This window comes from Pseudomonas cichorii, from assembly GCF_018343775.1.
Taxonomy (GTDB): domain Bacteria; phylum Pseudomonadota; class Gammaproteobacteria; order Pseudomonadales; family Pseudomonadaceae; genus Aquipseudomonas; species Aquipseudomonas cichorii.
Window position 1 is genome coordinate 1600514 of the sequence record NZ_CP074349.1, and the last position, 24940, is coordinate 1625453.

Below are 24940 nucleotides of genomic sequence, written 5' to 3' on the forward strand. Positions count from 1 at the left end.
GCCTCTCATAAGGTCAGCCGCTCGGCTGGCCGTGCAAATCGAGAGGCAATTTTATATGTCCCGTTTACAAGGCAAGCGCACCCTTATCACTGGCGGTACCAGCGGTATCGGCCTGGAAACTGCCAGGCAATTCCTCGCTGAAGGCGCGCGCGTGATCGTTACAGGTGTCAATCCGGAGTCCATTGCGAACGCCCAGGCAGTCCTGGGAAGTGAAGTCCTGGTGCTGCGTGCCGACTCGGCCAGCATCGCAGCGCAGAAGGAACTGGCGCAGGCTGTTGAGGCTCATTACGGGCAACTGGATGTTGCCTTCCTCAATGCTGGCGTATCAGTGTGGATACCAATCGAAGACTGGACGGAAGAAATGTTTGATCGCTCCTTCGACATCAACGTCAAAGGCCCGTACTTCCTCTTGCAAGCACTACTGCCGGTCTTCGCTAACCCTGCATCAGTTGTTCTCAACACTTCTGTCAGTGCGCACCTTGGCGAGGCACGTTCATCCGTTTATGCGGCGACCAAGGCCGCGTTCCTGAACATGTCGAAAACGCTCTCGAGTGAACTCCTACCGCGTGGTATTCGCGTAAACGCGGTCAGCCCTGGCCCGGTCGATACGCCGCTGTATGACAAGCTCGGCATTCCCGATGCCTATCGGGAGCAGGTCAACAAGGATATCGCTGCGGCCATTCCATTCGGCCGCTTCGGTACGCCCGAAGAAGTAGCCAAGGCTGTGTTGTACCTGGCCTCGGACGAGTCTCGATGGACGGTTGGTACGGAAATCATCGTCGACGGCGGCCGCTCGCTTTAACGGGCTGGCACGGACGTAGCGTTCATACGGCCCGTTCCCTGTCTGGCGGCGGGCCTTGTTGATTCAATGGTGGGTATTCCATGTCACAGTTCACACTCGTCAGCCACGGGCTGTGCCCGTTCGTTCAGCGTGTGGCTATTCTGTTACACGAAAAAGGTGTTCCATTTCAGCGTGTCGATGTTGATCTCAAGGACAGACCGGACTGGTTTGTGGCCATGTCGCCGACCGGCAAGGTCCCGCTACTCACGGTGCCGGATGACAATGAGGGCGTGACTGTTCTATTCGAGAGCGTCGCGATTTGCGAATACCTCGAGGAGGTTTACCCGGAGCCCGCCTTGCACCCGGAAACGGCGCTCGCACGTGCTCGACATCGTGCCTGGATCGAGTTCGCTACTGCCATGCTTGCTGATGCATGGGGATATCTGAATGCTGCGGATCAGCAGACAGCGCTCGGTAAATCAGCAGCGTTGAGAGCCAAGCTGGAACGACTTGACGGTGAAAAAGCGGAGGGGCCGTATTTCTCTGGTGGGACGTTCTGCATGGTTGATATCGCTATTGCTCCGGTTTTCCGTTACTTCGACATTCTCGGATTCAAACCCGAACATCGGTTGTTCATCGGACTGAACAGAGTTGCCGAGTGGCGCTGTGCGCTTGCCAGCCGCGCTAGCATTCAAGCGGCAGTTGCCGAGGATTATGCAGCCCGGTTCCGCAAGCATCTGCAGGAAGCAAAAGCTGTCTTGGTTAGCGCTCAATAAGCCAAGGTCGAACGGGATCGTTCGCTGGCGCATATTGAGGGGCGTAGTCAGCGGGACGGCCTGTTTCAGCCGGAATAGCACCGTCAAAACCCAAGGAGATGAGGTTGAGTTCGTCGACAAGGACGTCGACTATGCGCACCGGATGGGTATCACTGACGTAGTCGTCTAGGCTTTTGGGCCGATAGAAAAATCACTCGAGTACAGGACGCATGAAGCTACGTTCATAGCTGACAATGAATTTTTTCTCTACCGCCAACGCCACCGCCTTGACGCATTCGGCATCGGTTTCTGCTTCTTTGCGATAGCGTTCGTAGTCCGATAGGTTTTGAAAGCTGAACAGACAATACGCGATATTGTTTGCACCTTCAGCTGGAAGGAAATAGCCATGGTGCAAGCCCCCCATTCGAGTCACGATCCGGATCCACAATCGTGAATAGCTTTCAAAAGCAGGAATCTGGTAAGGGTCAATCAGATACTTCACATGGCAGGTAATCATACGAGCTGTCCTTGTTCGATAAACGAAGGAGCTTACCAATTGAGCGTTGATCTGAATATTCCTGCCCGGCGGTTAAGTTCAGCGACTATGTCCCCCGAGGGCCGATGTGCAGCGGTCTAATACACCGCCCACTTTTAGGAAGCAAAGCCCAGGGCTTCGGCAACCGCCAAATAGTTTGGGCAGAGTCACACTGGCGTTTTTACACAGTCTCGTCCGTTTCCTACACGGCCCTATCCAACTGATACTCGCGCGGCGTACACCCAAACTCTCGCTTGAACACCGTATGCAAATACTGCGCAGACTTGAATCCGCAATTTCGGGCCGTGTCTGCAATCGTTGAATCCGTGTTCTTCAACCCCTTGGCTGCCGCCGCCAGTTTGAAACGCAGGATTTCATCGTGGACGCTACAGCCGCGCACTTTGCGAAAGTGCGATTCCAGCGATGAGCGCGATACGCCGACATAAGCCGCCACTTGTGCGGTCTTGATGCCCTGGCAGGCATATTGGCGGATGAACAGCAGGGCCTGCATGACGTAAGGGTCGCCCAACGGTTGATGCAGGCTGGATACCTGCACGTTGATCGACTCTGGCGGGATCAGGATCTGTGTGCCTTTGGCCGGCATGCCGTGCAGCATCTGGTGGAGCAGGCGCGCGGCGGTGCGCCCCATGGTTTCGGTGCCCTGGACGACCGAGCTCAGTGGTACTCGGGTCAGGCTGCGGGTCAGCGGGTCGTTGTCGATGCCGATTAGGGCCACTTGTTCAGGTACGGCGATCCCGGCGGTCAGGCAGGCTTGCAGCAACTGGCGGGCGCGGGCGTCGCTGACGGCGATGATGCCGATGGGTTTGGGCAGGCTTTGCAGCCAGGCGATCTGTTGTTCGACGGCGCTGTCCCACAATGGCGCGCTGGTGCCCATGCCACGGTAGACCTCGGCGTGCAGGCCATCGCGTTGCATCAGCCAGCGAAAGGCTTTTTCCCGCTCCTGCGCCCAGCGATTGGCCTGGGCTTCGGGCAGGCTGAAGCAGGCAAAGCGCGTCAGTCCGGCTTCGATCAGGTGCTCGTAGGCCAGGGTCATCATGGCCTTGTTGTCGGTGGCGACGTAGGGGATGTCTTGGGGATAGGCGCGTTCATCCTGATACGAACCGCCCACAGCCACCACTGGCAACTTGATCCCGGCCAGGGCTTCGCCAATCAGCGGGTCGTCGAAGTCGGCAATGATCCCGTCACCCTGCCAGCGCTCGATGCCTTTCAACCGGCACAGGAAGTCTTCCTCAAGAAACAGGTCCCAGGAGGCGCGGGTGCTGCTCAGGTAATTGCCGATGCCGCTGATGATGCCGCGGTCGTAGATCTTGCTGCCGTTGAACAACAGTGCAACGCGGTGAACGGGCGGTACGGTTTTCATTGTTATTGTCCCGGGTCTGCCAACACCAAGGTGGTCGTCACAGCCTAGGCGCGTCGAAGGTGAATCTCAATACTCAAAATCGCACCCTGCGTTGGTGACTTTCATAATTTTCAGACGCAGGGCCGTTGCTAGTATCGATACACCGACAAGAACAACAAAAGGACACGACCCATGCCGTTCTTCCCCGACATCGACAGGATTCGCTACGAAGGCCCGGCCAGCGATTCTCCTCTAGCCTTCCGCCACTACGACGCCAATAAAGTCATCCTCGGCAAACCCATGCGCGAGCACTTGCGCATGGCTGTCTGCTACTGGCACACCTTCGTCTGGCCGGGATCCGATGTGTTCGGTGCCGGTACGTTCAAGCGTCCGTGGCAGCGTGCGGGCGACCCTCTAGAAGTGGCCATTGGCAAGGCGGAGGCGGCTTTTGAGTTTTTCACCAAACTCGGGATCGACTATTACTGCTTTCACGATACGGATGTGGCGCCGGAAGGCCGTTCATTGAAAGAATATCGCAACCACTTTGCGCAGATGGTCGATCATCTGGAGCGGCATCAGGAGCAGAGCGGTATCAAGCTGTTGTGGGGCACCGCCAACTGTTTCAGCAACCCGCGCTTTGCCGCAGGCGCCGCCAGCAACCCGGACCCGGAAGTGTTCGCCTGTGCCGCCGCTCAGGTGTTCAGCGCCATGAACGCCACCCAGCGCCTCAAAGGCTCCAACTACGTGCTGTGGGGCGGGCGCGAGGGTTATGAAACCCTGCTCAACACCGACCTAAAGCGCGAACGTGAACAGATGGGCCGCTTCATGCAGATGGTGGTCGAGCACAAGCACAAGATCGGTTTCAAGGGCGATCTGTTGATCGAGCCCAAGCCCCAGGAGCCCACCAAGCACCAGTACGATTACGACAGCGCCACGGTCTTCGGCTTCTTGCAGCAGTTCGGTCTGGAGAACGAAATCAAGGTCAATATCGAAGCCAACCACGCGACCCTGGCGGGCCACAGCTTTCATCACGAGATAGCCACGGCCGCTTCGCTGGGGATCTTCGGCAGCATCGATGCCAACCGTGGCGACCCGCAGAATGGCTGGGACACCGACCAGTTTCCCAACAGCGTCGAAGAGATGACCCTGGCCACCTACGAAATTCTCAAGGCCGGCGGGTTCAAGAATGGCGGGTTCAACTTCGACTCCAAGGTGCGCCGCCAGAGCCTCGATGAAGTGGACCTGTTTCACGGTCATGTCGCCGCGATGGATGTTCTTGCTCTGTCACTGGAGCGCGCAGCGGTCATGCTGCAGAACGACCGGCTTCAGCAATTCAAGGATCAACGCTATGCAGGCTGGCAGCAGCCGTTGGGGCAGAAGGTGCTGGCAGGTGGCTTCAGCCTTGAGTCGCTGGCCGAACATGCCTTTGCCCAGGAGTTGAATCCGCAGGCCGTGAGCGGCAGACAGGAAATGCTCGAAAACGTCGTCAACCGGTTCATCTATAGCTGACGGTCTGGCCCGTTCGTCGGGCCAATGACGTTGTTACATTCACACGACAAATCTGTACTGGCCCGGCTTCACGACGCTCTACAGTTGTACCAGCACGATACTCATCGTCAGGCAGTGTCTTTCAAACAACAATAAAAGGACGCACCACCATGAATAAAGTCAAACGCACGCTACTGGCCAGTGCTCTGGCCCTGCTGTCCATCCCGGCCATGGCCGATTCTGCCAACCCGAAAATCGGTTTCTCCATCGATGACCTGCGCCTGGAACGTTGGTCACGGGACCGGGATTACTTCGTGGCGGCGGCAGAAAAGCTCAACGCCAAGGTTTTTGTCCAGTCGGCCGATGCCAACGAGCAGAAGCAGATTTCCCAGATTGAAAACCTGATCTCCCGTGGCGTCGATGTGATCGTCATCGTGCCGTTCAACGCCACCGTGCTGACCAACGCTGTGGCCGAAGCCAAGAAGGCCGGGATCAAGGTGGTGTCCTATGACCGCCTGATTCTCAACGCCGACATCGATGCCTATATTTCCTTCGATAACGAAAAGGTCGGCGAGATGCAGGCCAACGGTGTGCTGCAAGCCGCGCCCAAGGGCAATTACTTTCTGCTCGGTGGCGCGCCCACCGACAATAACGCCAAGATTCTGCGCGAAGGCCAGATGAAAGTGCTGCAACCGGCCATCGACAAGGGCGATATCAAGATCGTCGGCCAACAGTGGGTAAAGGAGTGGAACCCCACCGAAGCGCTGAGCATTGTCGAAAATGCCCTGACTCGTAACGACAACAAGATCGATGGCATCGTCGCTTCCAACGACGCCACCGCTGGCGGTGCGATTCAGGCTCTGGCTGCGCAAAAACTGGCCGGCAAGGTGCCGATTTCGGGGCAGGATGCAGACCTGGCAGCGGTCAAGCGAGTGATCAATGGCACTCAGACCATGACCGTTTACAAACCGCTGAAGCTGATCGCTTCCGAGGCCGCCAAGCTGTCGGTGCAACTGGCGCGCAACGAGAAACCCACCTACAGCTCGCAGTACGACAATGGCAGCAAGAAGGTCGACACCATCCTGCTCACGCCCACCCCGTTGACCAAGGACAACATCGACCTGCTGGAGAAGGACGGCTTCTACACCAAGGCACAGATTGCCGGGCAGTGATCTGACCGGTCTGAGTAAAACCCCCGGCCCTGCCGGGGAGTGGACCCTTTGCGTGAGCCCTCGCCATGTCCGACTACCTGCTGCAAATGAACGGCATCGTCAAAACCTTTGGCGGTGTCAAAGCCCTCAATGGCATCGACATCAGGATCAGGCCGGGGGAGTGCGTCGGATTGTGCGGCGAGAACGGCGCCGGTAAATCCACGCTGATGAAAGTGCTGTCGGCGGTTTACCCCCATGGCACCTGGGACGGTGAAATTCTCTGGGACGGCCAGCCGCTCAAGGCGCAGTCGATCAGCGAAACCGAAGCCGCCGGCATCGTCATCATTCATCAGGAACTGACCCTGGTTCCCGACCTGTCGGTGACCGAAAACATTTTCATGGGCCATGAGCTGACGTTGTTTGGCGGGCGCATGAATTACCCGGCCATGACCCACCGCGCTGAAGCCTTGATGCGTGAGCTGAAAGTGCCGGACATGAATGTCTCGCTACCGGTTTCCCAGTACGGCGGTGGCTACCAGCAACTGGTGGAAATCGCCAAGGCGCTGAACAAGCAGGCGCGCCTGCTGATCCTCGATGAGCCATCCTCGGCCCTGACCCGTTCGGAAATCGAGGTGCTGCTGGACATCATCCGCGACCTCAAGGCCAAGGGCGTTGCGTGTGTCTACATCTCCCACAAACTCGATGAAGTGGCTGCCGTCTGCGACACCATTTCGGTGATCCGGGACGGCAAACACATTGCCACGACCCACATGGCGGACATGGACATTCCCAGGATCATCACCCAGATGGTCGGGCGGGAAATGAGCAACCTGTACCCTACCGAGCCCCATAGCATTGGTGACGTGATTTTCGAGGCGCGCCACATCACTTGCTATGACGTCGATACCCCCAAGCGCAAGCGGGTCGACGACATTTCATTCGTTCTCAGGCGCGGTGAAATTCTCGGTATCGCCGGGCTGGTTGGTGCCGGTCGCACGGAGCTGGTTTCGGCGCTGTTCGGCGCGTATCCCGGTCGTCATGAAGGCGAAGTCTGGCTGGAAGGCCAGCGAGTCGACACCGGCACGCCGCTCAAGTCCATTCGTGCCGGTTTGTGCATGGTCCCCGAAGATCGCAAGCGCCAAGGCATCATTCCGGATCTGGGTGTCGGCCAGAACATCACCCTGGCGGTACTGGAGAACTACTCCAGGCTGACCCGTATCGATGCTGAAGCCGAGCTGCATGGCATCGATCAGGAAATCGCGCGCATGCACCTCAAGACCGCGAGCCCGTTCCTGCCGATCACCAGCCTCTCTGGCGGCAACCAGCAAAAAGCCGTGCTGGCAAAGATGCTGCTGACCAAACCCCGGGTCCTGATTCTTGATGAGCCTACCCGTGGCGTGGACGTTGGCGCCAAGTATGAAATCTACAAGTTGATGGGCGCACTGGCGGCCGAAGGCGTGTCGATCATCATGGTGTCCTCGGAGCTGGCCGAAGTGCTCGGCGTCTCGGACCGGGTGCTGGTGATCGGCGAAGGTCAGTTGCGCGGTGACTTCATCAATCACGAACTCACTCAGGAGCAAGTGCTTGCCGCCGCGCTCAGCCAGGCTGCTGGCCATAACAATAATGATCGGAAGTCCGCCTAGATGAACCAGGTCAAACAGCTTTTCACCCGCTACAAAATGCTCGCACTGGTCATCGCCGTGGCGATTATCTGGCTGTTCTTCAGTTGGCAGACCGAGGGCGGCTTCCTGACCCCGCGCAACCTCTCCAACCTGTTGCGCCAGATGTCCATCACCGGGATTCTGGCCTGCGGCATGGTGTTGGTCATCATCAGTGGCGAGATCGATCTGTCGGTTGGTTCATTGCTGGGCCTGCTCGGGGGCCTGGCGGCGATTCTCGATGTGATCTATCACGTACCGCTGCTGGCGAACCTGAGCATTGTCGTCCTGTGCGGGCTGATGATCGGCATCGCCAACGGTTACATGACCGCTTACCTGCGCATCCCGTCATTCATTGTCGGGCTGGGCGGCATGCTGGCGTTTCGCGGTATCTTGCTGGGGATTACCGGCGGCACCACCATCGCCCCGGTATCGTCTGAGCTTGTTTACGTGGGACAGGGCTATCTGCCGCATTCGGTCGGTACAGGCCTGGGCGTTGTGCTGTTTGCGCTGACGCTGTTCCTGACCTGGAAGCAGCGTCGCAATCGCGCTCTCCATGGGCTGGCGGCGCATTCGCTGGTGCGCGACATCCTGCGCGTGGTGTTGATCGGCGCGGTGCTGGCCGGTTTTGTCCATACCCTCAACAGCTACGACGGTATCCCCGTGCCGGTGCTGTTGTTGCTGATTCTGCTAGGTGTGTTCAGCTACGTGACCAGCCAGACTGTCTTCGGACGCCGTGTCTATTCAGTGGGCAGCAATATGGAGGCCACGCGGCTGTCGGGTATCAATGTGCAGGCCGTAAAGCTGTGGATCTTCGGCATCATGGGCGTGATGTGTGCGCTCGCCGGTATGGTCAACACCGCACGCCTGGCCGCAGGCTCGCCCTCGGCCGGCAGCATGGGCGAACTCGACGCCATTGCCGCCTGCTTCATCGGCGGCACCTCCATGCGCGGCGGCTCCGGCACGGTTTATGGCGCTTTGCTCGGAGCACTGGTCATCACCAGCCTGGACAACGGCATGTCCATGCTCGACGTGGACAGCTACTGGCAGATGATCGTCAAGGGCAGCATTCTGGTGCTGGCTGTGTGGGTCGATGTGAGCACCCGGAGCGGGCGACGCTGATCTGTGAAAACGAATGACAACGCCTTGCCCCACGCTGGCGGCAAGGCGATCACTCTTCCTCAGTTCGCCTTCACGCTATATGACGGTCCCCACACCGACTTGCCGCTGGTTTCACGCGCCTTGATAGTGATCGGTCGATAGGTCAGCCCTTTGAGGACTTCAGCCATTTTCGGCAAACCCCAGTCCGCCGGGTTCTGACTTTTCCTGACTTCCTCGACCTCGCCCAGCAGTTGCACCAGGGTCAGTTGCTTCAGCTCACAGCGCATCTGTTCCTGATCGGCCTGCTTGCAACTGTTTTCCCGCAGTTCGGCGGCAGGTGGTTCGGCAAAGAAGCCATCGATCAGGATCACTTCACCCGAGGCAATATCGAAGCTCGCGAACTCCTTGTTGATCTTGGCCGTCACGCTGCGGGCTTCAATGGTTCGCTGCTTTATGCTTTCCGTCCAGCCTGCTGGCGAGGTCTGTCGTTTGACGTCGTAGGAGTTTTTCCCCCAGCTTGTGCATTCGTTATTGACCACGCGTACGGAGGTGCAGTAATCCTCCTGCACGGTTTCGTTGCGGTAGCTGGCGTCTTCCCATTTCTTGCCCCGCTCGAACTCATCGAATGTTATCGACTTGAGCATGGCGTAACCCAGTGACGAGGGCTGAATGTTGCGTCCGCCAGGGGCCTCGAATGCGGCTGTGCGGGGGAGGTTGTAGCTCACGCCACTGATGCTGTAATGGCCGGGATCGACCAGGTAGATCTTGTAGAGTGTTCTGCCGAATACCAACTGGAAGTAGGAGTTTTCTCCATTGTTTTCATCGGGTTTGTTACTGGTGTCGTAACCGACCTTGATACTGGAGGACGGGCGAGAGGTGTTGGTCCATTCGGTGACTCCCGAGCGCAGTCGCAAGAACCTGGCGATGTCATCGTTGTTCCCGAAGTCTGTCTTGAGGCTGTCCAGACTGGCGCTCGGCACGACCAGAATGGCTTTGCCTGAGGTCTTGAACCGGGCAAACATCTCGTCATGAGCCTTTCGTGCTTCCAGCATCGAGGCTGGCTGCGAAACCGGCTGGGCCGACATGGCGTTTAACCCTTGAGCGGGCGGCGCTATCGGCACGCAACCGCTCAGTGCCAGGCTGCCCAGCGTCAGCGTGAACAGCGCGCTAACGGAGCCTTTCATGATCCGCAGCGCCCGGCTGCTTTCAGCAGCGCATTGCAGTTGGCTGGGGCTGCAGTGTCAGACGGTGTCTGTTTGCCGGAACCTTCCACCGGACCCGAGCAAAGCGTGTCGGAATCCAGAGCCACGAGGGTGGTGTAATAGCAGTTATAAACACCTTTGCTGCTTTGTGCCTTGAACTTCACCGAGTCCAGTTCGCCGCGCTTGTCGAAAATCCTGACTTTCTCTGGCGTGGTGTTGAGTGTCACGGCCGCTTTTTCCTGCAAACTCGTATCACTGACGGTTTTGGATGCCACGATCCCGCAACCCTGAAGCAACGATACCGTCGCGCCGGCCATGAGTAGTTGAATAACAGTTTTATTCAGGGTCATTTTTCGTATCCACGTGATGTACAGGTAGGTAGTGCAGGGCCTGATAAGCGGCAACACTGTTCAACAAGACATTCTCCACGCGGGCTCGATAAAGCCTATAGCTCAGGCAGTCTATTGAAACCTCTTCAGGGGTGTGCTAGTCCGGTCTGTCTTTGCGTTATTGGCCAAACATTTGAAATCCCCGTCATTACTCGACAGAATCGCGCCCCGATCGGCCAAAGGTGCCGAACGTTTGTGGTGAAAAGGGGCGGCAGTTGAACGAACAGACATTGTCCATGCGCCTGGAGCGTGTCGCCGCGCATGTACCTGCAGGTGCGCGTCTGGCCGATATCGGTTCGGATCACGCTTACCTGCCAGTGGCCTTGATGCGCCGTGGTGCCATTGTTGCGGCGGTGGCGGGCGAGGTGGCGTTGACGCCGTTTCATGCGGCGCAACGTACCGTGCGCGAGAACGACCTGGAGCAATCGATTACCGTGCGCCAGGCCAATGGGCTGGCGGCGATCAGGCCGGAAGACGGAATCACTGCGATCAGCCTGTGCGGCATGGGCGGCGAGACGATTCGCGACATCCTCGACAGCGGCAAGGCGTATCTGAGCGGTCAGGAACGTCTGATCCTGCAACCCAACGGTGGCGAGCAACCGCTGCGCCAATGGCTGATGGAAAATGGCTACCGTATCCTCTGCGAGGAAGTGCTGCGGGAAAACCGCTTCGACTACGAAATCATCGTCGCCGACCGCTCCGGGCCGGTGATGTACAGCGCTGAGGAACTGTTTTTCGGCCCGTTGCAGATGCAGGCCCGCAGCCCGGCTTTTCTGCTCAAATGGCAGCGTTTGTTGCTCAAGAAACAGAAGACCTTGACCAGTTTCGCCCAGGCGCGACAGGCCGTGCCTGAAGAGAAGATGCAGGAAATCACCCGCCAGATCCGCTGGATCACCGAGATGCTGGGTGCTCAGCGCTGATAACGCAACGCATCAACCACTACGCTAAAGGCCGATTACTGAGCCGCACGGGCAGCGAACGACTTTTCCACATCGGCACCTGGGCACTGGCCTTCTTCCCCCAACGGGCAGGCTCGGCATCCTCATTGGTGGGCGCGATGCACTACGGCAGCGGCATCTTCAGCGCGGCACTTGTCGGTTGGTTATCCGATGGGACACCGAAAGGCATGGCCTTGGTGATGAGCGTGGCGGGGGGGGCAGTCTGGTGACGGCTTTGGTTTCTGTGGGGCGAGGGCGAGAGGCGGGAATCTGAACGCTGCGCTTGTTTATCTGTCCGACGTGACAGCACGATGCCTGCCGAAGAGCAAGTACATGCTCTAATGCCGATCAGTCAAGGTGTACATATCACTTGTGGGAGGGGCCTTGGCCGCGACGACTTGCTTACAGGCAACACATTTTCAGCGTTTCAACGTACTGTCGCGGCCAAGGCCTCTTCCATGACAAGGCATCTCAGCGTGAACCCCCCAGACTACATGGCTAATGGAAGTGACCTCGGTAACCGCATGATGAAGGTTGACCATGCAGGCGAGCACGGTGCGATCTGTATCTACAGCGGCCAGCTGTTCATGGCCCGGCTTTTCGCGCCGGGCATGGTGGATGAGCTCAAGGAATTTCTCTCCCACGAACGCCGCCACCGGACGGTCTTTCAGGCTGAACTGCAACGCCGCAACTACCCCCGCTGCCGCAGTTACTGGCTGTGTGGCCTCGGTGGCCTGGCGTTGGGCCTGATCACCGGCCTCTGCGGTCGCAAAGCCATTCTCGCAACGACCGTCGCGGTTGAAAGTGTGGTGCTCAAACACCTGGCCCATCAACTGCATGAGCTACGCGATATCGACCCGCACGCAGTCGCGGCCATTGCCTCGATCGTGGAAGAAGAGCAACACCATCATGACCACTCAGCTGCGCAGATCGATGTTCGCGATCCCTGGTTCAGGGCTCTGACACCGGTTGTGACGGCATGGACTGAGGCGGTGATCTGGATGGGGATGCGGTCTTGATCAGTTAAAGAGTGGGTCGCAGTTCACGCCACCTGCTCAGAGCAAATGTTGTTCAATCCATTGCGCGACAGTGATGGTGTCGATCTGCCGTTCGGCGTTGTAACTGTGCGCCTTGGGCCAAGCGACGCCTTTGCCTTGCGCGAACACCGCCCGGTACTTGCGCAGCGAGTCGTCGGGTGCGGCAGCCAGATCTGCCATGAGTGCAGGCACTGTCCACTCCACACGTTCAACCGTACGGTCGAGTAACCGATCGACAGTGTCCGCCAATTGCCGGTAGGTGAGGGTGTCGCCCGTCGTGAAAACCACTTCATTGACCAGCGCCGGCTCAAAGAGGATGGAGGCGGTCAGGCGGCCGATGTCTTCGGGCGTGGTGACCGTCACGGCTGTTTCCCAGCTACCCAGAGCGCGCACGATGTTCTGGTTGAGGTCGACCACGCCGAATGCAGGTTCAAACAGGAAGCTGGTGAACATGCCCGTGGAAATGATCAGCCATTGCACACGCGACTGGCCGCGTAGCATCTGGCGCACGTCCAGTTGCTCGTCAAACAGAGTTTGAGGGCTGCCGTAGCCGATCACGTCGTAATCCACACCGAATTGCCACGGCACATAACGCTTCACATTGGACTGCAACACGGCGCGGGTCAGTTTGAGTTGCGTCCCGGCACCGCCTGCAAAACCCAGGCAACTGACCACCGTGTCGAAGCCGCTGAACAGCGCGGCGAGGCTTTCCTCGGAGTCGCTTGCGGCATCGGCAGACACCACCTCGATGCCCAGAGCGCTCAGCTCTTCAAGGGTTTGGCGTTTATCGAAAGCCGATGGCCGCAGCATGACCGTGACGCGAGCAGCCGGCCGCGCTGCCAGTTCGCGAAGCACCGCCATACCCAGTTCGCCCGCGCCCAGGACCAGAATAGTGTCGGTTGTTGCAGTGTCGTGTGAGTGCATCAGTAATTCCCGGTGAGTGATCAGCGATGTTTTATCCTGTCACCCTTGACGAATATTCAGAAGAAGGCACACGAGTGATACCGCATGAACGCAATGAGTGAAGATGAGGTCATCCGCCTGTCCCAAGCCACCTGCGACGCGCTCAGCGCCGAAGATGACGGACTCAAACGCGAAGTCCTGACCCACGCGGGCAATCGCTGGTCACTGGGGATCGTCCATACGCTGGGCGTGGAAGGCAAACTGCGCCACGCAGAAATCGGCCGCCGCCTGCAAGGCATCACCCAGCGCATGCTGACCCGCAGCTTGCGACAACTTGAACGAGACGGCTTGATCTCGCGTTGCGATTACGGCGAAGTGCCGCCGCGTGTTGATTATGAACTGACTCCGCTGGGGCGAAGTTTTCTGGTGCATATGGTGCCGTTGTGGACGTGGTTGCTGGAGAATGCGGAGGAGTTTCGGGCGGCTCGGGGGCGGTTTGATGGGGGGAGGGGCCAGGAATTACTTTAGGCCCAAGGCAGTCCTTCGTAGAGGACTGCTAACGGCCAGGAGTAGACTCTCAGCAAGCGCTGCTCCTGGCCAGAAGCGACTCATCCATCCACCTCTAATGCGACATACACTGTTGCTGCTGTCCTAGCCCAGATCGCCACCTTGTGGTTGTACGGCCTCACTAACATAAATGGACTTTCAGAGAATGAAAAAAATCGAGATCACACAGGATGATCTAGACCAGGGCACCGAAAAATTCCATTTATACATGCTTTATGTAAAACATCGGATAGCCGGACTAGCGGACCCCAGAATGGCGGTATTCACCGCTATAGATACCATCCAAAAAGATGGCTATAGAATAATTTTCGGCTCGCACCCAGATAATGCCGGTAAAAATGTTAGTAATTGGATTGACGAGCATTATGGAGACAGAAGTCATATTTCCTATTGCTTTCCTTCCATAGCTTGTGAGATTGACGGCAGCGCGTATTTACTGAGAATGCCCTTGCTGCGCGTAGATGAAATACCGTTGACCCAAGCAGTAATTGATATCACAGAAAGTAGTGCTTCTTCAATTTCTTCGAAAAGGCATTCGCTTCTGGAGCAAGAATATACTGACTTTTATAACGCTCTATACAATATTAGTGTTTTCAATCCTGCGAGCATTATTCACATGAACGCTGCGGCCAACTATATTCTTCACAGCAAGGCTACTTACGCCCTTGCTCGGTGGGAAAGTCTTTCATTTGTGGAAAAAACCATGAAAGAGGTCTTGCGTGCATTCGACATCAAAATGAGCGGGGCAGATGGCCACGACATTCAAGGTGCATTACACACTGAATGGAAAAATGCCGGCCTACCCGCATTGCCGGAAGCACTACTATCGGATGTTATGTGCACGACTGCGATGAGGTATCAAGAAACACCTCAACCGTTCGCGGCCACATTAAAAGCGCATCATTCCTCAGTACGGCTAGGAGCAATAATCTCAAAGCAAAAGCAAGCCATGCCACACATAGAAAACGAATTTAAATTTAAAATAAAAGATATGTCTTTAGATCCCTGCTTACATATTGCTCGTTTGGTCAAAGCCATTGACCCATTGGCTGGAAACTCTCCAAAGGTTCGCCTTATACGTTGAACTGTCCTCTTCGGCCAGAAGCGGACTTTTGTTACCGGCTGAAATCGCCCCTAAGCTGCCGGTCTTCGGGCGACTTGGCTCCAGACTGTGTAAAAGAACGAATTGATTCTGGTGATTTCATGCTAAAGCTAAATTCTGCACCCATGTGCAGGACAAAGTTGTTCTACAGCAACCCCCATTGCCTCGATATCTTTTATGTTTTCGTGCCAGTCAGTGTCAAGTGCGTTAAAAACTTTGGCCCCGGATTTTCTAGCCACAGCTAAAAACTTCCTATCGGACGGATCCATTGAATTTGGTGGTAATTCATCGAAGCCTGATCTTTCCATGCCATTCGGTGTAATAGAAACTCTCAAAACTCTATCTGGATAATATTGATGATCATGTAAGTATTTAAAAAATTCGTCTCCAACGTCCGGTTGCCCCTTGTAGCTCAGATGCTTAGCATATTCGTCAAGCATCAGCCCTATATCGTCGATTGCAACAATACTTTGTTTAGATACCACGTCGCTCAAAAAAACTACGCAGGCAAGCTGGCACTCGAGGCTGGCGTGGGTGCCTCTGCCGTTCGCCGCAATAGCCACATTGGTTTCAACGACTTTCATTGCTCACCATCGCGATTTTTCTTTTTAAAGCAGCTTTTCTGGTTGCCGAAATTTCTGCCATTTCATCACCAAAGAAACTGTCAGGCCAGTTTTTAATGTCGCCAAATTCAGTTAATTCCAACTCGGAAAGTACTGATTCGCCCTTTGCCTGGTCACAAAAGAATAATTTTATATCTTCAGTGCGTGCACTTTCCTCCGCAATTCGCCGTTGCAAACGTCTTAGAAGGTGCTCGCTGTGGCTCTCGATGATAACTTGTACATCGCGAGTTTTAGAAACGGTGAGTATCAGATCTGCCAGCCCACTCTGCACTGAGGGGTGGAGATGAATTTCAGGTTGTTCCATAAAGACTGTGCTTCCTTCTGGCACATAATATAGGAGTACCAGTGCGGGAAGAACTTGAGATACCCCAAAGCCTACATCGGTGAGCAATGCAGGCGTACTATCCTTATCTTTTTTTACATAGGCTCTGTAGAGATTAGAGCCCTCGCCAATTTCTGAAATCTCAAAGCTATCAATTAATCCAAGTTCTTTTAGCCAATATGCAATCATCTCCTGGAAGCTTTTATATCTGGTTTTTCCTCCTAGGTTTCTCTTTTCATTACGCAAGGTAGCCGACAGTACAGCAGCCACTGTCAGTTCGCCTTTTTTTCCTACATCAACCGGGCTCGTCCCAGCCCATGAGTAATCACGCTTTGGCGGCTCACGCAAAGGCCCCAAATAAAACATTTTATCCATTTGAGCTTCGTATTCAGATTCGAATAGGCTCAAAAAATCGGAGTTTTGAAAGTATGTTTTTGCTTGGTCAGGGAAGAGGTGGGTTTTAATCGGGCCTGGAAGAGCCCATGCTCTTGCCTTCACCCTCTTGAATTTGAAGCTTTCCTGATCACTATCATCTTCTGCCAAGAGGACGAATTCAGTTGATCCAGCTTTTTTGGGAGCTGTTAAAAAACTATATTTACCAAAACGATACTCTAGATGCTCGCAAGTCATCTGCTTGTTTTTATACTTGACCTCACTCCATATTCCCAAGGTGTCATCAAATGCGAGTATGTCCGTTCTTTTGCCTAAAGGGTCATTTATGACCCTTTTCCTTGGAAGATCCCATTCAACGTACCAATCTATTACTGCGTTAGTTTCATGCTGGTAAACAACATCTTGAAAGCCACCCAGGTTCACATACTGATCTGGACCGCCGAAGTCGAGAACTACCCCTCTGTCAGTAGCGTTTTTTGTTTGCTTCAACAAAAGCATAAATTGAATCAAGCTGCTCTTGCCGGAACTGTTAGTTCCAAATAACCCGGTCACCTTTCCAAACTTTAGGTCAATTTTCTTCCAAGATTTAAAGTTGTGTAGCCTTAAGTGTCTCAGCATGTGTTCTTCTCCGATCGCTCGACTGCTAATGCAAACCCTATCGCAGCAGCGTCATTGCAGGATGCGACTAGTAGTCCTGAGATAATGCCTGAAGCACAGCGAGGTGAGGAAGCAGAAAACAGGAATAGCTGAATTTTCACGCAGTGCCGCGCACGCACTGTGGATTAGCAATCGAGTAGTGGACCAAAGAAAGCCGGAAATCCCTCCGTACTGCAACAACCACCCATACCGAGATCCTAGACTCCGGTCTGCCGGCGCTCATCCATCGTTGAGACGGTTTACGGCGACTGAGGCGGATATCCCCTCCCTAGGCAAATAAACAAAGCTGCTCTTAACTGGGCGGCTGAGCGGCTGCAATTGGCCGAGAACTGCCGGTCTCGAACAACTGCTCCTGGCCGGAAGCAATATCTCAAAACAAACCCACCCCACCCTATACCTAACCAAGTATATTTCCCCGGCAGCTAAGCCTCTGTGTCCGTCGCCACCACCCTCAAGGAACGAATATGAAACTAAGGATCGCAGCAGCACTGTTTGCCGTTGCAACCTCTTCCTCCGCAGAAGATTTGAAGGAATTCAAATTCTCTACGCCGCTACCCGTTGTGCAAAACGACACCCCGGCTACCTGCGCCTTCAAGGATTTCAAGGCTCCTGACGCCATGGTGGTGTATGCGGCGGGAGCTTATTCGGGGCGTGAGTTGCCGTTTCAGATTGATCAAAGCGGCCATCAGGCCACTCAGTTCGATATTGCGGTCAACAGCCCTGAGCAACCGGTCGCGTTGATACTCGGGGCGTATGAACCGACGGTGTGGAACATTGGCTGGAGCCAGGGCACAAAGATCGTGGCGGTGTATGTCTCGGGGTATCACCGCCAAGGCGTGGCTGGTCTGGATGCCAAGGTGCCTGTGCTCAACAGCAGTTACGAAAACAAAGGCCCTTGCGGTTACCTCTATGTGGGCAAAGAGCAAAATACGGCGCTTAACCCATTGTCGCGTCAGTTGTTCGGCCAGCCGGTGAAGCTCGTTTATCCCGCCGATAAGTCGGGCAATATTCTGATCGGCCAGCCACTCAGCTCGGACGCCAGGCTCGTCACCTCGACGACAGTAACCCCCGAAAGCTTTCAAGAAAAGGGCGCGCCTCTTGCCGGTCAGCCGGGCCTTGAAGAGGCGGTTGCCAATGGCTTGCTCCGCGCAGCCACGAATGAGGACGCCTTGGCATGGGTGAATGCCAAAGTTGCCAGCACGCCTGAGCGCGATGTGCCGCCAGTGGCGGGTGTCGGAAAGCCTCGCCCGAGCGCGCCAGCCTTGTTCAACGCTTATGTTGTCCTTAAACCCTTTACCTACCCGGCCGGCTTGTACGGCGCACATGCCGCAACATTTTTCATTCCCAAAGGCGTGCCGGTGCCGAAAGGGCAGTCTGGCCATTCAGCCGTATATGACTTCAATTCAATGCGTTGTATCGGAGCCGTGTGCCAGTAGAGCTGCGCTGTGAATACCTACACATTCGCTGCTGCGTACCAGCCTCGTCAGCCAGGCATTTAATACGTATTTCAAGCAACTGCTAATTTTCCAGCCAGCGGCCATAGACGATCGGGAATTGCTCGCGGACCCAATCGACAAAGACATGGATCTGCGGTGCCAAGTGAGATCGGCTCGGGTACAGCACTGACACGGGCCGAGGATGCGGGCGATAAGGGCGTAGCACCTCGACCAATGAGCCGTTGGCAAGAAAGCGGTCGAGGGTAATGCCGGGTGCTTGAAGAATCCCAAAGCCAGCAACCCCGCACTCTACATAGGCGTTGGATTCGTTGACGGTAATACCGTGGCGGCTTACATAGGTTTGCTCGCTACCGGCATGCAAAAATTGCCAGGGCAGCGGGCGCTGATTATGACCAGAGAGAAAGGTAACTCCCCGATGTGCATCCAGATCATCAAGGGTCTTGGGCTCGCCATGCTGCTCAAGGTATCTGGGGGCCGCGCAGGTAATCATCGTCGCCAGGCCAATCCGTCGCGCCACCAGGCTTGAGCTGGGTAACTCGCCAATGCGCAATACACAGTCCACTCCCTCTGCAACCAAATCCACGGTTCTGTCTGTGACACCGAGTGCCAGTTCGATTGCTGGATAAAGGGTTGTGAAATTCAGCAGGCTCTCTATTAGCCCAGGCTGGGAAAAGGCTGTGGGGATATCGACCCGTAGTCGGCCACGCAAGATTGAGCCAGGCAGTGCAAACATCGCTGTGGCTTCTGCAACATCGCCGAGAATGTCTTTCACCCGCTCGTAGAACCGCTCCCCTTCGGAAGTGAGCCGCACTGTTCGCGTGGTGCGCTGAAAAAGCCGGACACCTAGTGAGGTTTCCAGCTCCTGGATCGCTCGGGTCACCTGTGGGCGGCCTATCTGCATTGCATCCGCCGCACGGGTAAAACTTCCAAGCTCGGCCAGTCGGGCGAACACCTGCATTGACTGAAGCAGCTCCATCGCACCTCCCTCACTCATTAATTTTGTTGTCTATCAGGAAGCTATAAAAATCATATTATTGCTTTTTATAGTAACAATCATGTGCCGGGTTGCGCATTTATTGCTTGTCTTTCTTGCGGAAAAATACCGCCAACAGATTCACACCCACTTGGAGAAAGACAGATGAAAGCGTGGCTCTTGAAAGACTTCGGTCTCGACAATCTGGTACTTGGCGAAGTCACTACCCCTGAGCCTAAAACAGGCGAACTTCTGGTAAAAATCGGTGCCGTCTCGCTTAACTTCCGTGACAAGGCCATCGTTGATGGTATCTACGAACCCCATCTGGTTCCAAAGCCACTGATACCGGTTAGTGATGCCTCGGGCACCGTCGTTGCGGTTGGCAAAGGCGTAAGCCGTTATAAGGTAGGTGACCGTGTCAACTCGCATCTGTATTCGCGGTGGATCGATGGCGAGCCAGGCCCGGACGAGCCTGCATACTGCTTCGGTATGCCGCTACCAGGCGGTCTGGCCGAATACATGATCATCCATGAAGACAGCGCTGTTCGTGCTCCTGACAATATGTCGGACGAAGAAGCTTCAACCCTGCCGATTGCGGCACTGACCGCGTGGTATTCGTTGGTGGATTACGGCCAGATCCAACCGGGTCAAACCGTTCTGGTGCAAGGCACCGGTGGTGTATCGATCTTCGCTGTGCAGTTGGCAACAGCGCTAGGTGCCAAGGTGATCGTGACCAGCAGCAATGATGAAAATCTTGATGCAGTGAAAAAACTCGGTGCCGTTGCTGGAGTGAACTATCGGACCTTCCCACGCTGGGAAGAAGAAGTACTGAAGCTTACGGATGGAAAAGGCGTAGACCTGTTGCTCGATGTTGCCGGTGGTGAGGGCTTGAATCAGTCCATCGCAGCCACCAAAGCCGCTGGCAAGATTGCGCAAATCGGGTTCTTGACCGGGCAGACCACCACGCTGAGCCTGATGCCATTGATCTTCCGCCAAACCACCATTCGTGGCATCGCGGTCGCCCCTCGTTCATCGTTTGATCGGATGAACGAATTCTTGAATAAACATGCGATCCGCCCGGTGATCGACAAAACCTATTCGTTCAAAGACGCTCATCAGGCCTTCCAACATTTGGCCCGTGGCGCATTCGGCAAAGTGGTCATCACGGTTTCTTAAACTGCCAGTCGGAGGCGACGTGCCGTTGAGTAAGCACGGCGCCTCATAAAGTGACTCAGAATTTAAAAGTATGAAGGCCGTCTCACCGAATCTCATACGGAACAGCAGGCGGCATCAGCGAGTCTGGCATCTTCTGCCAGTTCTCATCTTCATGACCATACTTCCCGCCCCAGATCACATCCTTCAGACGCTGTAGCTTCCATTGCCCCTGCTCATGTTTGATCAGTTCATACGGTAAACCGCGACACTGGCGCAGTCGCAGGTCGACCTGCAGGCCGAACTGGTAATAGTGACCCTTCTGCGGCACAAAGGTCATGGTGCTGCTGCACGGGTTATTAGCGCCGTGATAGGCCAGGCCGATGCTTGTTTTCCGGCCTGCAATCACCGGTGTTTCGTAATAATCGCTCCAGGTCGATTTATCTTGCTCGCTGTCCACAGGCATCCCGAGATCCTGGGTTCGTGTGAGTATGAATTCACTGCTGCGCACCAGGCCGCCAGTGCGTTGGCCATTGAACTCCTGCTCAATAGAGGCCCGTTCGGTGCCGCCCACAATACGCACCCATGCCGTATCCGGGGCAGCGGCGGGCGGGGTGAAAAACCTGTTGTGGGGAAACTGGCTACAGCCACTGCATAACATCAGCAGCAGGGCGACGGCGGTTTTGCGGTACATGCACTCTTCTCCGTGAGGCGACGATCAGGCAGTCAACGTCAGCAGTTCAGCCGCCAGTTCGCGTGCGTCTTGCTGATAGGTTTCACGCCAGGCTGATGACCAGTCGGCAGGCCGCCCTTGTTCTTCCCACTCGGCCAGTGCCAGGCCATTCAGGATCTCCAGCTCAAACCACTGTCTTTGCCAGGCTTCGGCATCCGTCACCCGTGTGTTGTCCTGCCACAGAAACTCGGTGTATGCGACAAAACTGGCCCAGGTCAACAGGTTCTCGGATGCCTGTTTTGCCTGCTCGATCAACTGCGCCTTATCTGCCATGTTTTACCGCCATCACTTTTCCAGAACGGTCATTGGCCGTCGCGTGACCCTGGTGTCGGGTTCGGTACCTTGGGTCTGCGTTGAGACTTTAAGTTCCGCTGCACAAACCTTTGAGTGTGGTCATGAACTGCCGACAAACTTCGCCAGTGCACAAGCAGCGAGACGCTATTCCAGACGACCAGTATTTGTCGGGTGTAGCGACCTTCCGCGAATAAATTCGCTCACAGAGGGAGAAGATTCATCCGCTCCCTCTTAGCAATTACTAGCCCCTGTTTGCTGCGCGACAGCGCGGCGGGCGGCCTTCTGTAAAAATTTAACTGCGGCGCAATGCCGCATTCCGGTATGGTTTGGAAAAATTGAGACAAATTGTTTCAGTTGTTTCGTGAGAAAACCGTACCAAGAAGGGGTTTACGTTGGATCTGTCGTCTGCTGCCTGGGTGTTGCATGACACCCGCCTGATCATCTGCTGCCTGATTGCGATTGCCACGATCATCGTGTTGATCAGCGCCACCAAACTCCCGCCGTTTCTGTCGATTCTGGTGGGGACTTTCATCGCAGGGATAGGCGCAGGGTTGCCGCCTGAAGCCGTTGCAAAAGCGTTCAGCAAGGGCGCGGGCGGTATTCTTGGGGAGGCGGGGATTATCATTGCCCTGGGCGCGATGCTCGGTGCCTTGATGGCCGAGTCGGGCGCGGCGGACCGGATTGCTTCCACCTTGCTCGGGCTGGGCAAGGGCAAGACGCTGCCTTGGGTCATGGCGCTGGTGGCAATGGTCATCGGCCTGCCGCTGTTCTTTGAGGTCGGGCTGGTGATGATGGTGCCGATCATTTTTGTCATGGCGCGTCAGTCCAATCAGCCGCTGCTGAAAATCGCCATTCCGGCATTGGCGGGTATGACCACGTTGCATGCCTTGATGCCTCCACATCCCGGGCCGCTGATCGCGGTCAGTGCCCTGCATGCTGATCTGGGGCTGACCATGTTGCTGGGGCTCTGCATTGCGGTTCCGGCTGTGATTCTTGCGGGCCCTCTTTACGGCAACTGGTTGTCGAAGCGCATGCACATCGAAGAGCCTGCGGAGCTTGGCGAACTGTTCAGTGCCAAGCCCGATGTCAGCCGCCAGCCGAGTTTTTGCATTTCGTTGCTGATCATTCTTTTACCGGTGATTCTCATGCTCGGCAGCACTTTGGCCAAGGTGCTCATGGCACCTGAAAGCAGCCTCGCGCTGGCCTTGAAGTTTCTTGGCGAGCCGCTGGTTGCCTTGGGCATTGCCGTGCTGGCCGCAACGGTGTGCCTGGGCTGGGCCAACGGTCTTTCCCGTGAGCATGTGGGCGGGACCTTGCGCAAAAGCCTGGCGCCGATAGCCGTGCTGTTGCTGACCATCGGTGCCGGTGGCGGCCTGAAGCAGACCCTGCTGGATGCCGGTGTCAGCCAGACCATCAGCAAAGTGGCGGAGGGCGCACACATGCCGTATCTGCTGCTGGCCTGGCTGATTGCCGTGGCGTTGCGGCAGGCAACCGGTTCGGCCACCGTGGCGACGACCACGACGGCGGGCATCCTGGCACCGATGATGGCCAGCCTTGCACCGGTCGAGGCCTCGCTGGTGGCTTTGGTGATCGGTGCGGGCTCGGTGTTCTTCTGCCACGTCAACGATGCCGGTTTCTGGATGGTTCGCGAATACTTCGGGCTGCAACTGAAGCAGACGATTTGGGTCTGGTCAGTGCTGCAGACCATCGTTTCGGTGGTCGGGCTGATCGGTACGCTGCTGTTATGGCACTGGTTGACTTGACGCCGTAGCCTCTGGAATACGCCGCAAGACATCGTCATAAGGCGCAAGGTCGAGAAAGGCCGTGACTTCCACTGCCTTGCCGTTGCGCATGTGAAAGATCCAGGCATAGCTGTTGTTATAGGCCTGCCCGTCACGGGCCACGCCGGCACCGTCCCATTGAATGATGACGTGATCGCCATCCGCCCATATCTGCCTGCTGACGGGCCGAACCGGCCTGGACAGCCGCGATACAAATGGGCGGATGGCTTGCTCGATGAACGGGTCGATGCCTCGGTACACCCCGGCACTCGGTCCCGAGCCCTTGATCGTCCAGATGATGTCCGGCGTCAGCATTTCACTGAAGAAGCTGTTCCCGCCTGCGGCCCAGCGATCGAATGCCTCGCTGACGATTTGCTTGTTGTTTGCAGCAACGTCTGGCTCCGAAGCTGCAGTAACCATGCTCGATATGATCAGCACAACGAACGCCAGGGTTTTACCAACGTTTGATAGTGCCATGTCAAAGGCTCCTTTGCAGGCCAGGCCTGCGAGCCCCGCCAAAGATCAGTTGCTGCACCATCGGCCGGGAGACGAAACGAGCCGGAAAGATCGGCTCGGGCACACTGGCCTGATCCAGGCGCGCCACGTGCTCGTCATCCAGTTGAAGGCTGAGTGCGCCCAGGTTGTCCTGCGCCTGAGCCAGGGTTCTGGCACCCATGACAGGTGCGACGACGGCAGGATTCAACAGCGTCCAGGCCAGGGCCACCTGGGAAGGCGTCGCACCGATTTCTCTGGCGATATCGCCCACGACGGCAGCGATTTGCAAGGCGCGTTCATTCATATGCCCGGATGAGCTGATCACGCCTTTGCGAGTCGGCGAAACATTGGCTTCGCTGGCCTGGCTCAAATCGTCGCGGCTGTATTTGCCTGTCAGGATGCCGCCACCCAGCGGCGACCATGGCAGGACGCCAAGGCCCATCGCCTGCGCCATCGGGATCAACTCGTGCTCGACGCTGCGTTCGACGAGGCTGTACTCGATCTGCAAGGCCACAAGGGGGGACCAGCCACGCAGGTCGGCAAGCGTTTGCAGTTCCGCGACTTTCCACGCCGGGGTGTTGCAGATCCCGAGGTAGAGCACCTTGCCACTGCGCACCAGGTCGTCCAGTGCCCGCATCACTTCGTCGGCAGAGGTGGTGAAATCCCAGGCGTGCAGGTAAAGCAGTTCGATACGATCCGTGTCGAGCTGCTTGAGGCTGGTCTCCACTGAACGCACCAGATTCATGCGATGGTTGCCGCCTGAATTGGGGTCGCTGGGGTCGCGGGCCATGGTGTATTTGGTCGCAACCACGAGCCGGTCACGCTTCTCCTTGAGCAACTGACCCAGGATGCGCTCCGAAGCCCCGTTGGTGTAATTGACGGCGGTATCGATGAAGTTGCCGCCGTTATCGACGTACGTATCGAAAATCTGTCGCGCCTGGGCTTCATCCGCGCCCCAGCCCCAGTCAGAGCCAAAAGTCATGGTGCCAAGGGCGAGCGGTGAGACCCGCATGCCCGATCGTCCGAGCAGGCGGTAATGGTCGAGTGCTGAAAGAGTGGACATACTGAACGCCTCACAGAAAGTGGAACCTGA

At 56.3% G+C, this 24940-nt stretch carries 25 protein-coding genes and 1 pseudogene; 13 read left to right on the forward strand and 13 right to left on the reverse strand.

All coding sequences use genetic code 11. The features are described from left to right. Window positions 1-55: 55 nt before the first annotated feature. Together KGD89_RS07200 and KGD89_RS07205 are read left to right on the forward strand one after the other, a co-directional pair. A complete protein-coding gene (locus tag KGD89_RS07200; protein WP_025259122.1) occupies window positions 56-802 on the forward strand; it encodes an SDR family oxidoreductase in 747 nt (248 codons plus the stop codon). A gap of 80 nt (window positions 803-882) precedes the next feature. Next, window positions 883-1557: a glutathione S-transferase family protein gene (locus KGD89_RS07205; protein ID WP_025259123.1), complete on the forward strand. Its 675-nt coding sequence runs from the start codon at window positions 883-885 to the stop codon at window positions 1555-1557. A 49-nt stretch (window positions 1558-1606) separates the two neighbouring features. On the opposite strand, the pseudogene KGD89_RS26340 reads toward KGD89_RS07205, so the two are convergent. The 3 genes and pseudogenes from KGD89_RS26340 to KGD89_RS07215 form a co-directional block, all read right to left on the reverse strand. Then, window positions 1607-1735, reverse strand: a pseudogene (locus tag KGD89_RS26340) (hypothetical protein); the annotation flags it as partial. Window positions 1736-1747: 12 nt separating this feature from the next. Continuing rightward, a complete protein-coding gene (locus KGD89_RS07210) occupies window positions 1748-2053 on the reverse strand; it encodes an NIPSNAP family protein (RefSeq protein ID WP_025259124.1) in 306 nt (101 codons plus the stop codon). Window positions 2054-2273: 220 nt separating this feature from the next. Further along, window positions 2274-3452 (reverse strand): XylR family transcriptional regulator, encoded by a 1179-nt coding sequence (locus KGD89_RS07215; RefSeq protein WP_025259125.1) that lies wholly within the window; start codon window positions 3450-3452, stop codon window positions 2274-2276. 171 nt (window positions 3453-3623) lie between these two features. On the opposite strand from KGD89_RS07215, the gene xylA reads away from it, so the two are divergent. The 4 genes from xylA to KGD89_RS07235 all read left to right on the forward strand — a co-directional run bounded on the left by xylA (window position 3624) and on the right by KGD89_RS07235 (window position 8850). Continuing rightward, window positions 3624-4940: a xylose isomerase gene (xylA, locus tag KGD89_RS07220; RefSeq protein ID WP_025259126.1), complete on the forward strand. Its 1317-nt coding sequence runs from the start codon at window positions 3624-3626 to the stop codon at window positions 4938-4940. A gap of 149 nt (window positions 4941-5089) precedes the next feature. Next, the gene (xylF, locus tag KGD89_RS07225) at window positions 5090-6091 is read left to right on the forward strand and encodes a D-xylose ABC transporter substrate-binding protein (RefSeq protein ID WP_025259127.1); all 1002 of its coding nucleotides are present in this window, start codon (window positions 5090-5092) and stop codon (window positions 6089-6091) included. Between the two features lie 65 nt (window positions 6092-6156). Continuing rightward, on the forward strand, window positions 6157-7713 hold the full coding sequence (xylG, locus tag KGD89_RS07230) for a D-xylose ABC transporter ATP-binding protein (RefSeq protein WP_025259128.1): 1557 nt from the start codon (window positions 6157-6159) through the stop codon (window positions 7711-7713). Continuing rightward, window positions 7714-8850, forward strand: a complete 1137-nt coding sequence (locus tag KGD89_RS07235; protein WP_025259129.1) for a sugar ABC transporter permease — start codon at window positions 7714-7716, stop codon at window positions 8848-8850. 59 nt (window positions 8851-8909) lie between these two features. Here the strand turns inward: KGD89_RS07235 and KGD89_RS07240 are convergent, their stop codons facing one another. Then, the gene (locus KGD89_RS07240) at window positions 8910-10013 is read right to left on the reverse strand and encodes a hypothetical protein (RefSeq protein ID WP_025259130.1); all 1104 of its coding nucleotides are present in this window, start codon (window positions 10011-10013) and stop codon (window positions 8910-8912) included. After that, complete coding sequence (locus KGD89_RS07245) at window positions 10010-10381, reverse strand: hypothetical protein (RefSeq protein WP_025259131.1); 372 nt, start codon at window positions 10379-10381, stop codon at window positions 10010-10012. Before KGD89_RS07245 ends, KGD89_RS07240 begins: the two co-directional genes overlap by 4 nt. 254 nt (window positions 10382-10635) lie before the next feature. Here KGD89_RS07245 and KGD89_RS07250 point away from each other — a divergent pair, with 254 nt between their 5' ends. Continuing rightward, window positions 10636-11340: a tRNA (adenine(22)-N(1))-methyltransferase gene (locus tag KGD89_RS07250; RefSeq protein ID WP_025259132.1), complete on the forward strand. Its 705-nt coding sequence runs from the start codon at window positions 10636-10638 to the stop codon at window positions 11338-11340. Window positions 11341-11882: 542 nt separating this feature from the next. Then, window positions 11883-12377, forward strand: a complete 495-nt coding sequence (locus KGD89_RS07255; protein ID WP_081741915.1) for a demethoxyubiquinone hydroxylase family protein — start codon at window positions 11883-11885, stop codon at window positions 12375-12377. 36 nt (window positions 12378-12413) lie between these two features. Here KGD89_RS07255 and KGD89_RS07260 read toward each other — a convergent pair whose 3' ends face one another. After that, window positions 12414-13319, reverse strand: coding sequence for an aromatic alcohol reductase (locus KGD89_RS07260; protein WP_025259134.1), 906 nt, complete (start codon window positions 13317-13319; stop codon window positions 12414-12416). 93 nt (window positions 13320-13412) lie between these two features. Here KGD89_RS07260 and KGD89_RS07265 point away from each other — a divergent pair, with 93 nt between their 5' ends. Both KGD89_RS07265 and KGD89_RS07270 read left to right on the forward strand, forming a co-directional pair. Beyond that, the gene (locus tag KGD89_RS07265) at window positions 13413-13826 is read left to right on the forward strand and encodes a winged helix-turn-helix transcriptional regulator (protein ID WP_025259135.1); all 414 of its coding nucleotides are present in this window, start codon (window positions 13413-13415) and stop codon (window positions 13824-13826) included. A gap of 184 nt (window positions 13827-14010) precedes the next feature. After that, on the forward strand, window positions 14011-14949 hold the full coding sequence (locus KGD89_RS07270; protein ID WP_025259136.1) for a hypothetical protein: 939 nt from the start codon (window positions 14011-14013) through the stop codon (window positions 14947-14949). A 128-nt stretch (window positions 14950-15077) separates the two neighbouring features. Here KGD89_RS07270 and KGD89_RS07275 read toward each other — a convergent pair whose 3' ends face one another. Both KGD89_RS07275 and KGD89_RS07280 read right to left on the reverse strand, forming a co-directional pair. Further along, window positions 15078-15551, reverse strand: coding sequence for a hypothetical protein (locus KGD89_RS07275; RefSeq protein WP_025259137.1), 474 nt, complete (start codon window positions 15549-15551; stop codon window positions 15078-15080). After that, window positions 15538-16923 (reverse strand): DUF3696 domain-containing protein, encoded by a 1386-nt coding sequence (locus KGD89_RS07280; protein WP_025259138.1) that lies wholly within the window; start codon window positions 16921-16923, stop codon window positions 15538-15540. Before KGD89_RS07280 ends, KGD89_RS07275 begins: the two co-directional genes overlap by 14 nt. Before the next feature lie 503 nt (window positions 16924-17426). On the opposite strand from KGD89_RS07280, the gene KGD89_RS07285 reads away from it, so the two are divergent. Continuing rightward, window positions 17427-18398 (forward strand): hypothetical protein, encoded by a 972-nt coding sequence (locus KGD89_RS07285; RefSeq protein WP_025259139.1) that lies wholly within the window; start codon window positions 17427-17429, stop codon window positions 18396-18398. Between the two features lie 82 nt (window positions 18399-18480). On the opposite strand, the gene KGD89_RS07290 is transcribed toward KGD89_RS07285, so the two are convergent. Continuing rightward, the gene (locus KGD89_RS07290; RefSeq protein WP_025259140.1) at window positions 18481-19395 is read right to left on the reverse strand and encodes a LysR family transcriptional regulator; all 915 of its coding nucleotides are present in this window, start codon (window positions 19393-19395) and stop codon (window positions 18481-18483) included. 162 nt (window positions 19396-19557) lie between these two features. On the opposite strand from KGD89_RS07290, the gene KGD89_RS07295 reads away from it, so the two are divergent. Further along, window positions 19558-20568, forward strand: coding sequence for a zinc-dependent alcohol dehydrogenase family protein (locus KGD89_RS07295; protein WP_025259141.1), 1011 nt, complete (start codon window positions 19558-19560; stop codon window positions 20566-20568). 82 nt (window positions 20569-20650) lie between these two features. Here KGD89_RS07295 and KGD89_RS07300 read toward each other — a convergent pair whose 3' ends face one another. Further along, window positions 20651-21238 carry a hypothetical protein gene (locus tag KGD89_RS07300; RefSeq protein WP_025259142.1) on the reverse strand — a complete coding sequence of 196 codons (588 nt, stop codon included), beginning with the start codon at window positions 21236-21238 and terminating at the stop codon, window positions 20651-20653. 24 nt (window positions 21239-21262) lie between these two features. Beyond that, window positions 21263-21550: a hypothetical protein gene (locus KGD89_RS07305; protein ID WP_025259143.1), complete on the reverse strand. Its 288-nt coding sequence runs from the start codon at window positions 21548-21550 to the stop codon at window positions 21263-21265. Window positions 21551-21963: 413 nt separating this feature from the next. Between KGD89_RS07305 and KGD89_RS07310 the strand changes: the two genes are divergently transcribed. Beyond that, a complete protein-coding gene (locus tag KGD89_RS07310; protein WP_025259144.1) occupies window positions 21964-23334 on the forward strand; it encodes a GntT/GntP/DsdX family permease in 1371 nt (456 codons plus the stop codon). On the opposite strand, the gene KGD89_RS07315 is transcribed toward KGD89_RS07310, so the two are convergent. Together KGD89_RS07315 and KGD89_RS07320 are read right to left on the reverse strand one after the other, a co-directional pair. After that, a complete protein-coding gene (locus KGD89_RS07315) occupies window positions 23314-23829 on the reverse strand; it encodes a nuclear transport factor 2 family protein (RefSeq protein WP_025259145.1) in 516 nt (171 codons plus the stop codon). The genes KGD89_RS07310 and KGD89_RS07315 overlap by 21 nt on opposite strands. 1 nt (window position 23830) lies before the next feature. Further along, complete coding sequence (locus KGD89_RS07320) at window positions 23831-24910, reverse strand: aldo/keto reductase (RefSeq protein WP_025259146.1); 1080 nt, start codon at window positions 24908-24910, stop codon at window positions 23831-23833. Between the last annotated feature and the right edge of the window lie 30 nt (window positions 24911-24940).